Genomic DNA, 3,858 nt, shown 5'->3' with positions numbered 1-3,858 from the left:
GGGGGGGGGGGGGGCAAACCAAACACTGGGAAAAGACCCCTTCTCTCCAGAAACCAACCCCGCTCCCACATTGGAACTCGGTCGTCCATCCCGGTAAAATACCCGGCTTTTCGTCACACACCTTTCGCGGATCCAAGCGCCATGGGCACTCTTACGGTCAACCAGAACAAACTGCAAAAACGCCTGCGTCGCCTGGCCGGCGAGGCAGTCGCCGATTTCAATATGATCGAAGAGGGCGACAAGGTCATGGTCTGCCTGTCCGGCGGCAAGGACAGCTACACCATGCTCGACGTGCTGATGCACCTGCAAAAGGTCGCGCCGATCAAGTTCGACATCGTCGCCGTGAACATGGACCAGAAGCAGCCGGGTTTTCCCGAGCATGTGCTGCCGGCCTACCTCAAGGAATTGGGGGTCGAGTACCACATCGTCGAGAAAGACACCTATTCGGTGGTCAAGGAGCTGGTCCCGGAAGGCAAGACTACCTGCTCGCTGTGCTCGCGCCTGCGCCGTGGCACGCTCTATACGTTTGCCGACGAAATCGGCGCGACCAAGATGGCCCTGGGTCATCACCGCGATGACATCGTCGAAACCTTCTTCCTCAACATGTTCTTCAACGGCAGCCTCAAGGCCATGCCGCCCAAGCTGCGGGCCGATGACGGGCGCAACGTGGTGATCCGCCCACTGGCGTACTGCCATGAGAAGGACATCCAGGCCTACTCCGACCTCAAGCAATTCCCGATCATCCCGTGCAACCTCTGCGGCTCCCAGGAAAACCTGCAGCGCCAGGTGGTCAAGGACATGCTCCAGGATTGGGACCGCAAGACCCCGGGCCGCGTCGACAGCATCTTCCGCAGCTTGCAGAACGTGCAGCCGTCGCAGTTGGCTGACCGTAACCTGTTCGACTTCACCAGCCTGCGTATCGACGAAAGTGCGGCGTCGCGCTTCGTCAACGTAGTGAACCTCTGAGTGTTTTCACCGCTCTGACAGACGGCGCTCCTGGGCGCCGTTTTCATTTCAATCCTTAGGAGAGGGCATGCGCGATTACAAGTGGCTGCACGAATATTGTCTGAACCGGTTTGGTTCGGCGGCCGAGCTGGAAGCCCACCTGCCTGTGCCCCTGACCCCGGCGAAACTGCGCAAGATCAGCGATGACCGCTACCTGTCGACCCTGTCGCTGCGGGTGTTTCGTGCCGGCCTGAAGCACAGCGTGGTGGACGCCAAGTGGCCGGCCTTCGAGCAGGTGTTCTTTGGGTTTGACCCGGAAAAAGTCGTACTCATGGGCGCCGAGCACCTGGAGCGGCTGATGCAGGACACGCGCATCATCCGTCACCTGGGCAAGCTCAAGAGCGTGCCGCGCAATGCGCAGATGATTCTGGATATCGAGAAGGAAAAAGGCAGCTTCGGCGGGTTTATTGCCGACTGGCCGGTGACCGATATCGTCGGCCTGTGGAAGTACCTGAGCAAGCACGGCCACCAGTTGGGCGGGCTGTCGGCGCCACGCTTTTTACGGATGGTGGGCAAGGACACGTTCGTGCCGAGCTATGACGTGGTGGCGGCGCTGAATGCGCAGAAGATCGTCGACAAGGTGCCCACCAGCCTGCGGGACCTGGCCACGGTGCAGGGCGCATTCAACCAGTGGCATGCCGAGAGCGGGCGGCCGATGTGCCAGTTGTCGATGATGCTGGCTTACACCGTGAATCATTGATACCGGGTTGATGCCATCGCAGGCAAGCCAGCTCCCACACTTGGAATGCATTCCTCTGTGGGAGCTGGCTTGCCTGCGATAGCGGCAGGTCAGGCACTACAAAAGCATCAGGCAGGCAATCCTTCCCCCGCCAACCGCCGATTCAGCTGATGCCGGTACCGCACATACATCAACGCCGTGCAGAACACCGCCAGGCTCGCCAGCATTTCCAGCACACCAAACCACTGCCGGTTCGGGTCATAGGCCGCCAGCGCGCCCTTGATGAAATACAGGTTCACCACAAAGCACATCCATGAATGCCCGCGCGCGCTGCCCAGGATCATCCCCGGCGCCAGCAACAGCAGCGGCACCAATTCGATCAGCAGAATCACCCACGGCCGCGCGCCATGCAGATCGGCGAACACCAAGTAGTAGGCGCACAGCAGCCCCACCAATCCCAGGAACGCCAGCAGGCTCAACGCCCGCATCGCCTTGACCCGTGGCTCCAGCCAGGCCTGGGGCGGCAGTAGCTTAGGCTTCCTGGCCACGGCCGTTCTCCAGTAGCGCAGCGGTCTTCGCCAGGCGCAGGCCGAGGGCGCGGCACAGGGCGATCTCGTGTTGATCCAGCGCACGCTTGCCGTCGGCACCGGAATGGTGGCTGGCGCCATAAGGCGTACCGCCGCCCTTGGTGTCGAGCAGCGCCTGTTCACTGTAGGGCAGTCCGGTGATCAGCATGCCGTGGTGCAGCAGCGGCAGCAGCATCGACATCAGCGTGGTCTCCTGGCCGCCGTGCAGGCTGGCGGTGGAGGTGAACACACCCGCCGGCTTGCCGACCAGGGCGCCGGTCAGCCACAGGTTGCTGGTGCCGTCGAGAAAGTACTTGAGCGGCGCGGCCATGTTGCCGAAACGGGTCGGGCTGCCCAGCGCCAGGCCTGCGCAGTTCTTCAGGTCGTCGAGGCTGCAGTACAGCGGGCCGTCGACCGGAATGTCCGGCGCCACGGCCTCGCATTCACTGGAGATGGCCGGCACGGTGCGCAGCCGCGCCTCAAGCCCGGCTTGCTCGATGCCCCGGGCAATCTGCCGGGCCATTTCGCTGACTGAACCGTTGCGGCTGTAATACAACACCAGCACATACGGCGCACTCACGAAACCAGCTCCAGGATGTTCGCCGGTGGGCGGCCGATCACGGCCTTGTCGGCGGTGGCGAGGATCGGGCGCTCCATCAGTTTCGGATGAGCGGCGATGGCAGCGATCAACTGTGCTTCGCTGAGGCTGGTGTCACCCAGGTTGAGGGTTTTATATTCGTCCTCGCCGGTACGCAGCAGTTGCCGCGCGCTGATGTTCAGCTTGCCCAGCAGGGCCTGCAATTGCGCGGCGTCGAGCGGGGTTTCCAGGTAGCGCACCACCGTCGGTGTGAGGCCACGGGCTTCCAGCAGTTCGAGCGCACCGCGGGATTTCGAGCAGCGCGGGTTGTGATAAAGCGTCAGATCGGTCATGTGCGGGTCGCATCTTGCGTAAGGTGGCGGGTATTCTACCCGCGCTGCGCCGCGTCCTTAAACCATGAGAGGCGATAGGCCGCAGCCAACGTTCATTTTTACGAAGGATTACCCCATGACGAGGCGACTGTTAGGCGCATTGGCAATCATCGGCACACTGCTGCTCAGCGGCTGTGGCAATGATTATGGCGTTGACCAATATGGTCAGAAAGTGGCCGCCGAGCGCCTGGACAAGCAATGGCTGGTGGTTAACTACTGGGCCGAATGGTGTGGCCCGTGCCGTACCGAAATCCCGGAACTCAACGCCTTGGCCGAACAGCTCAAGGGCCAGTCGGTGGGGGTGTTCGGGGTGAATTTCGACAACGTCCAGGGTGAAGAGCTCAAGAGCGCCAGCGAGAAGCTGGGCATCAAGTTCACCGTACTGGCGCAGAACCCGGACGGGATCTTCGACATTCCCCGCAGTGAAGCCCTGCCGGTGACCTACATCATTGATGACAAGGGCAAGGTGCGTGAGCAACTGATGGGTGAGCAGACGGCGGAAGGGGTGTTGGCCAAGCTCAAGGCGTTGCGCGGATAAAAAATGTGGGGGCGGGCTTGCTCGCGAATGCGGTGTTGCAGGACCCGGACCCACCCACCCACTCCCCCCCTTCCCCAACAAAACCCCCCCCCCACCTCCCC

6 protein-coding genes are annotated in these 3,858 nt (G+C 62.0%); 3 read left to right on the top strand and 3 right to left on the bottom strand.

Features of this window, described 5'->3' with window-relative positions; genetic code table 11:
• The first annotated feature begins 141 nt into the window (after positions 1-141).
• Complete coding sequence (ttcA, locus tag ACW9I6_RS31340) at positions 142-966, top strand: tRNA 2-thiocytidine(32) synthetase TtcA (protein WP_177049251.1); 825 nt, start codon at positions 142-144, stop codon at positions 964-966.
• 67 nt (positions 967-1,033) lie between these two features.
• A complete protein-coding gene (locus ACW9I6_RS31335) occupies positions 1,034-1,705 on the top strand; it encodes a DNA-3-methyladenine glycosylase I (protein WP_004371396.1) in 672 nt (223 codons plus the stop codon).
• 107 nt (positions 1,706-1,812) lie between these two features.
• Here the strand turns inward: ACW9I6_RS31335 and ACW9I6_RS31330 are convergent, their stop codons facing one another.
• From ACW9I6_RS31330 to arsC, 3 genes are read right to left on the bottom strand one after another with little or no spacing between them, the layout of a single operon-like run.
• Entirely contained in the window at positions 1,813-2,232 is a 420-nt protein-coding gene (locus ACW9I6_RS31330; RefSeq protein WP_177022202.1) for a DUF2069 domain-containing protein, read from the bottom strand.
• A complete protein-coding gene (wrbA, locus tag ACW9I6_RS31325) occupies positions 2,216-2,830 on the bottom strand; it encodes an NAD(P)H:quinone oxidoreductase (RefSeq protein ID WP_004371390.1) in 615 nt (204 codons plus the stop codon). The genes ACW9I6_RS31330 and wrbA overlap by 17 nt, the downstream gene beginning before the upstream one ends.
• Complete coding sequence (gene arsC / locus ACW9I6_RS31320; RefSeq protein ID WP_457340201.1) at positions 2,827-3,180, bottom strand: arsenate reductase (glutaredoxin); 354 nt, start codon at positions 3,178-3,180, stop codon at positions 2,827-2,829. Before arsC ends, wrbA begins: the two co-directional genes overlap by 4 nt.
• A 115-nt stretch (positions 3,181-3,295) precedes the next feature.
• Between arsC and ACW9I6_RS31315 the strand changes: the two genes are divergently transcribed.
• Positions 3,296-3,757 carry a TlpA disulfide reductase family protein gene (locus ACW9I6_RS31315; RefSeq protein ID WP_004371382.1) on the top strand — a complete coding sequence of 154 codons (462 nt, stop codon included), beginning with the start codon at positions 3,296-3,298 and terminating at the stop codon, positions 3,755-3,757.
• The last annotated feature ends 101 nt before the right edge of the window (positions 3,758-3,858 follow it).

It is taken from the genome of Pseudomonas sp. SDO5522_S412 (assembly GCF_054071215.1).
Note: the sequence above shows the minus strand (reverse complement) of the source record. Positions and strands in the feature narration are given on the sequence as shown.